We start from the raw sequence: 6,213 nt of genomic DNA on the forward strand, positions 1-6,213 counted from the left end.
TATGCTGACAAATTTGTCCAAAAATTCGGATTAAATTTGCAATCTACCATTTAATATAATGTTCAAAACAGCTTAAACGAGCTTATATAGCCTTTTGGTTTCAAGCACGCTCATCGTCTGCGTGCTTGGCCGCATATTCTCTAGCCGCCTGTTTATTCCACCAAACGCCAAATAGGTTTTGCATGGTGCCATACAAGTAGTTCTCAACGTTCTTGATGTGCTTCTCAGGGCATTAAAGTAGCTCCTCAAGGCTTTAGTCATTAAAGGCTTCAGTTCTTCGTCGTCAAGATGAATTGGGGCCCCAATATCTTTATGATTCTTCTTAACTCGGTACTTAGCATTTAAGATAATGCCAATGAAGCGACGCATTTGTTTTTGAGTTCGGCACCAAAAGCTAAGTAGCTGCACGGCTTCGGGTTCTAAGAAAACTGGTAAGCCACTATCCTCATTAGTTAAGAAGTCATTAGCATGATCTATCAGGTCGTGGTTTTGTTTTTCAATTCCTGCTGGCGAGAAATTGGCTGTGAAAAAGTCCAACTTTTTACAATCTACCTTACAAAAATTAGGAATGTTTTGTAAAATATACTTAATCTATTTTGTAAGGTCTTGATTAAATTGAAAACTGAATCGACAATATTATTCTGAACCGGTTGGACCGCAATGCTGGTTACACCACTGCCATTATTACCTACAATATCTTGGGCACCAGCCATCGCGAATTGATTAAACAAATTAGTGCCAAATTGCAACATTACTAAGATTGCAATTACCACCACCAGGTTAGTGATAACCTCGTGTAACTTCGTCTTTGCCCGAAAAATATTCTCAACCAGCAAATAACCTAACCCAACAGTTAAAAGCGTAAATCCTAATAACACGATGGTCTTATAAAGGGTCCCCATCTCACCAACATTAAAATTAGCAAAAAAGCCAAACAGTTTTAAAACCGCCATGAACACACTCTCTAAAGCCTGAGCCGTGTGATTCAGACCTAATAAAATCCAACCATTGACCGTCCCAATAATCTTCTGAACCGCTAAAATATCCCTGTGCAAGACAGCATGCCATGATAGATAAAACTTAACAACTCCATCACCCTGCTCTCCTAAAGAACTGCCACCCCAATTAAAAATCTTATCTCCTAATTGGTTATTATTAAACAACGCTTCGGACACTTGATAACCGGACGCTAGTACCACTAACCACTGAAAAAAAGTTATCATAATCAAACCCCTCTCACTTTCAATTTACAGTTAGCTTAACTACTGCTCATCAAAAGCGAGCAACACTACTCACCATCAAATAGTATTGGCCGAAATTTTCCGGCTTAAAAACCGCCTGGGTCGAGAAGATCGGTTAAGAATAGTATGCCTGCCGAACGCGGCGATTTCTCAACGGTTTGGAGGCGACGGGACAACTAGAATTTAAATAACACCCTAGTCTAGCCCACCATACCTACTCAATCCCCAACCAAGAAAACCGTGTACAGAACTATAAATACGTAATGGCATTTTAGAACACTAAATTTTAACCCGTATCTAGCAAGCTCAATTGGGCATTGCGGTGATGGTCTTGGCGAGCATCAAGACTCAGTTGTTGTAACGCCACTAATTCTTCTGAGGGTTCTAATAACCGAGCCACCGTTAGCCAATAGTTTAATCGCTGTTGGCGTTGTAAACTCATCGCATGTTGCAATAGGCTACTCCGGGTCGCAAACATGGTTGCTTGACGACCATGTCCTTTTTCACGATAAACTAAGCCCTGGTCAATCAATTTATTCAGGGCTTTGGTTAGACTACCTAAGCAAATATTTAATCCTTTAGAAATGTGACGTAAAGATGTTTTGGTAAACCAATTATTGTCCTGGGAAATTCTTTGGTTAAAGTAAGCCATGAGATCAGCTTGCCATTCATGAACGTGACTATTAACGCGTTCTGTGCGCGGCTTCGCATACTTGTACCAGGTCGTTTGCGAACGCTGCAAATAAACCCGCCTGTCAGCATCGGGAACCCAATTTTCTAGCAACGCATTCACATATTCACGGCTGGCCGCATGAAACTGACCTGAATAAGCATCATTAATTACTTTTTGAACGTGCTGTGTCGCCAGCGGGTGATTAAGATTGCTGTTAAATTCGTCCAAAATATCAAAACACTGGGCTTGCGAGACATTTGAGGAATAGCAAGCTAAGGCCAGCGTGAAGATTGTATTGTGCCGACCATAGCCCACGTTTTGATCAATGTCCGTTTGGTTAATTAAGGCTTGAAACCACGGTTGGTCAATCTGGCGACTAGTCCGCCGAGCCTTAAAAGACCGTTGAATAGTTTGAGCCTTAATTTGGTGCTGATCATTCGCAAAATTAATACTCCAAGTCATTAAAGCTTGGAAGTCAACCGTCATTTTAGGCTCAAAGTATTCAATATTGTCTGGCCGCGGGACTCTGAAAATACCAAAGCTGTTGCAAGTCACATCAACCGCCGGCAATTTTTGCGCGTAGTATTGCTTTAATGACTTAGCAATCGCTTTAGCCGCACGCACTGCCGGCAATTTTCCATTAGCGTGACGACGGACGAACACTGGCTCATCAAAGACATAATAGATATGATAGCCCTTGGTAGTCGCCAAAATTAAGGTTGGGAGAAACTGTACGTCTAACATTGCCGTGTCCCAAACCTCGGCAAACTTCGCTTGGCGCTCCTCAACATCACGGTAGTCAACGTCAACCACTAACGTATTGATCTGACTTAAATTTTGTTCCTTAGCCCCTTTTACATAATGCTTAGTCGCATCTGTATAGGTAAGATAATTAAAAACATTGGGCGTCCAATGCGTGCTGGTCGTATAGTTATCATAGACTGCTTCTTTGGAGGTATAAATCGTCCCCCAGCTTTTCGACATTTGGGCTTTACTGCGATACATGGCAATCGCACCTTGCTTATTTTGCTTCCCCGGAATCGTTTTTTCTAACTTCAAGACGTTACTATGCTGGGCTTTAGTTTCCCGTAATCCTTGATGCAAAATCAAATCAATCGCTTGTTGTGCTGTTTTCATCGCTGACATACTGCTCACCCCCTACTAAAAAAGAACGCCGTAGCGTTCTTAGTCATCATTTTTATGTATTAGAATTAAACGTTCAAACACTAGATTTTTAAGCAATCGCTCCAGTTAACGTGGCTACTTGGTATTTAAACCCCAACTTGGCTCTTAGGGCGGTCAAATTCATCAAACTGTACCCTTGCCAAACGTAACTGGCACTAGTACAATTAACTCATTCTTTGGTAGTTCTATGAGTTCCCGTGATCAGCCCCACGGGGATTTTTTGTTTATTTAATTTTTGATTGGGATTAGCTTAACAGTTTTCAATAAACATGAAGTACTTCTCCCTTTTAGCCTTAACCAAACAAAAAGCAGATTAAGCCGCCCACTGGGGTAACTTAATCTGCTTTAACTAAACCTATGTATGCGTTTAACTCGACTTTTCGACTGGCATAATCCTAATAGGTTTAGTATAATATTCCTATCAGGCAACTAGAGTTGACTACTTTTAGTAGTTCATATCCTAGCTAGCCATCTATAAAGACGAGCGTTAAAGGCGATCAAGTAGCCTTGGTACTTGATTTGCTGTTTTGAAGGTTACTTCCAATAGCCTTCAAAACAACGCTTTTTTTATTTATCTTTATGTTTAATAATACTGTAGGAATGAACAAAAGTAAAGTCAAATCGACTAAATATATTTTTGACAATTCGCAATATATTTAGTATTCTTAATATATTGAATATATCTAGTATATTTAAATTATTGAATATATCAAATATACTTAGGAGGTTTATTAAATTGAAAAAGGGCCGTGTTGTAGTATTAACAAACTTAAAAGGCGGAGTCGGTAAAACAACAGATACAGATCTATTAGCGATAGTAGCCAGTAATTCAGCATTATTCAATCAGAAAGTTCTTTTAATCGATGTCGACTTACAAGCGAATACTACTAATAACATCAAAAGAACCTTTAACGTAAATCAATTTCCACAATCATTTGTAAAAGCTGCTCAAACTGGAACTTTAAAAAATGCAATTATGCCTTTGACTGAAAACTTAGACATAATTGCAGGGTCAATTGCCGAACACGAATTAGTGGACTCAATAATTGATAATTCTAAAAACAAACGTGAACGGTATTTTTATTTCAAGAAAATGGTCGATGAAATCCGTCCAAAGTATGATTACATTTTTTTCGATGTAGCTCCGTCTACCGATTCAGTAGTGGACGCAATAATAATGGTTACTGATTATATTATTGCTGTACAAGAAGTAAAAAGAATGGCAATGGAAGGCACAAGTAATTTCATTAGAAATTATTTACAACCCATGTTGAATAACTTCCCAAACGAAGCAAAGTTTCAAGTAGCTGGCATATTACCTGCATTACTTTCCTCCAGAAAAAAGACACAACTTTTAAATTACAAAAAAACTGTTGCGCGTTACGGTGAAGATAATGTTTTTCACACTATTGTTAAAAATCACGACCGACTTGAAGCATTTGGAGAAAATGGCTTTTCATTAAACGATTACAATGACAGAAAAATGTTTGCTTTATTTGCAGATTTGTTTACCGAATTAGAATTGAGAATTGAATCATTTGAAAAAACTGGAGATGTTAAAGACTTTCGATATGAATCACATTATTTTGATTCAATGACTAATACTACATTACCAGCTGGGAAGGAGATACAATTAGATGGGATTGCTGAATAGAGATAATATCGATTCGAAACCTAAAATTGATGTTAGAAACGAACCGACAAAAATAGATGATGACGCCAAAATCACTTATGGCGAAAAGGGTTTTAAGGCCAAGGATCGAAAACCTATACAGGTTGATCCACCAGTATTAGAACTCATTCAAAACCTAAGTTACGCTAAAGATATGCCAATGTATAAAGTTGTAGATGTTGCAATGAATGCTTATTTAGCAACATTAACTGCTTCGGAAAGAGCAATCTATGATATGAGGCGAAAAAAATAAATACATTAAATATATTAAATGTACTAAGTATATTTAATATATTTTAAAGGTCATAAAAATAAAGTTAAGCCATTAAAAACGTCCTATTTCAAAGTATACTAAATATATCAAATATATTTAGTATACTTTTATTTAATTTCTATTTTTTACCCTCCTTATAGTTGTACTAGTAGATTATAGCCGTTTTTTCATATTAAAACGTCTATTAATTTTTATTCTTTACTGTGCTGCCAATTAACATGGTATCTTTTGCGTTGATAACTAAAGCCCTCTCCAATCACTTCATGGGCATCCAGTACCGTCACAAATGCCCGTTCATCAATCGCTTTAATTAATTGCTTCAATTGTGGAATTTCCCGCGGTTGAACCACCAAATAAATCACTTGCTTTTGATCATACCGATAACCACCTTCAGCTTGCAAATATGTCAATCCTCTATTTAAAGAAACATCAATTAATTGGGAAATTTTTTGGCTTTTATCTGACACAATGAATAATACCTTAGCACGATTGGGCCCTTCTTGGACCATATCAATTACTTTAGATAATACGAAACTAACAATTAGCGAGTACGCGATGTGATACAGATCTAAGTATGATAGTGATAGCCCTAATACTACGTAGTCAATAATCAAAATTCCTTTTCCCGAAGAAAATCCAAAACTTCTCTGGCCAACCCGAGCAATAATATCACTACCACCAGTAGTTCCGTTATAACGAAAAACCAGACCAATTCCCAGCCCTGATAACACCCCTGCAACCAGTGATGACAATAATAAATCATTTCTCAATGGTAGTGGTTGGATCAGAGGCTGCTGTGACCATATTATTAGAAATAGTGATAAACAAATGGTGCCATAAATAGTGTAAGCCATCATGCGCTTGCCTAAGTAGCGCAACCCAATTAGTATCAATGGAATATTCAGAAATAAAGTACTAATTCCCAAGTTAATATGAAAGAAATGACGAATAATCAGAGTTATTCCGCTCAGACCGCCGTCTGCCAAGCCACTTGGAATAGAGACTAAATCTAGACTGAACGCATAAATGCTACATCCCAACGTAATCATAACTAATTCGAAACTATTGTATTTTGTCCAATCTTTAAAAAACATAGTTCATCTCCAAAATGTTTAAAGTGAACCCCTAAGGTTGGACACCAAATCTAACCTTGGGGGTTTTACTATGT

6 protein-coding genes and 1 pseudogene are annotated in these 6,213 nt (G+C 37.7%); 2 read left to right on the forward strand and 5 right to left on the reverse strand.

Going from position 1 to position 6,213, the window contains the following annotated elements:
* Positions 1-100: 100 nt before the first annotated feature.
* The 4 genes and pseudogenes from MMY95_RS16130 to MMY95_RS14770 form a co-directional block, all read right to left on the reverse strand.
* Positions 101-196, reverse strand: a complete 96-nt coding sequence (locus tag MMY95_RS16130) for a hypothetical protein (protein WP_241277771.1) — start codon at positions 194-196, stop codon at positions 101-103.
* Between the two features lie 71 nt (positions 197-267).
* Positions 268-369: pseudogene (locus MMY95_RS16135) on the reverse strand (replication protein); the annotation flags it as partial.
* A gap of 179 nt (positions 370-548) precedes the next feature.
* Positions 549-1,223, reverse strand: coding sequence for a hypothetical protein (locus MMY95_RS14765; protein ID WP_241277767.1), 675 nt, complete (start codon positions 1,221-1,223; stop codon positions 549-551).
* Between the two features lie 304 nt (positions 1,224-1,527).
* Positions 1,528-3,060 (reverse strand): primase C-terminal domain-containing protein, encoded by a 1,533-nt coding sequence (locus tag MMY95_RS14770; protein WP_241277768.1) that lies wholly within the window; start codon positions 3,058-3,060, stop codon positions 1,528-1,530.
* Between the two features lie 775 nt (positions 3,061-3,835).
* Between MMY95_RS14770 and prgP the strand changes: the two genes are divergently transcribed.
* Entirely contained in the window at positions 3,836-4,753 is a 918-nt protein-coding gene (prgP, locus tag MMY95_RS14775) for a ParA superfamily DNA segregation protein PrgP (protein ID WP_241277769.1), read from the forward strand.
* Positions 4,737-5,024, forward strand: a complete 288-nt coding sequence (gene prgO, locus MMY95_RS14780) for a DNA segregation protein PrgO (protein WP_063493512.1) — start codon at positions 4,737-4,739, stop codon at positions 5,022-5,024. The genes prgP and prgO overlap by 17 nt, the downstream gene beginning before the upstream one ends.
* 212 nt (positions 5,025-5,236) lie before the next feature.
* Here prgO and MMY95_RS14785 read toward each other — a convergent pair whose 3' ends face one another.
* Positions 5,237-6,139 carry a YitT family protein gene (locus MMY95_RS14785; RefSeq protein WP_241277770.1) on the reverse strand — a complete coding sequence of 301 codons (903 nt, stop codon included), beginning with the start codon at positions 6,137-6,139 and terminating at the stop codon, positions 5,237-5,239.
* Positions 6,140-6,213 lie beyond the last annotated feature (74 nt).

This window comes from Lactiplantibacillus sp. ME-2 (assembly GCF_022549155.1).
In the GTDB taxonomy this organism is placed as follows: Bacteria; Bacillota; Bacilli; order Lactobacillales; family Lactobacillaceae; genus Lactiplantibacillus; species Lactiplantibacillus plantarum.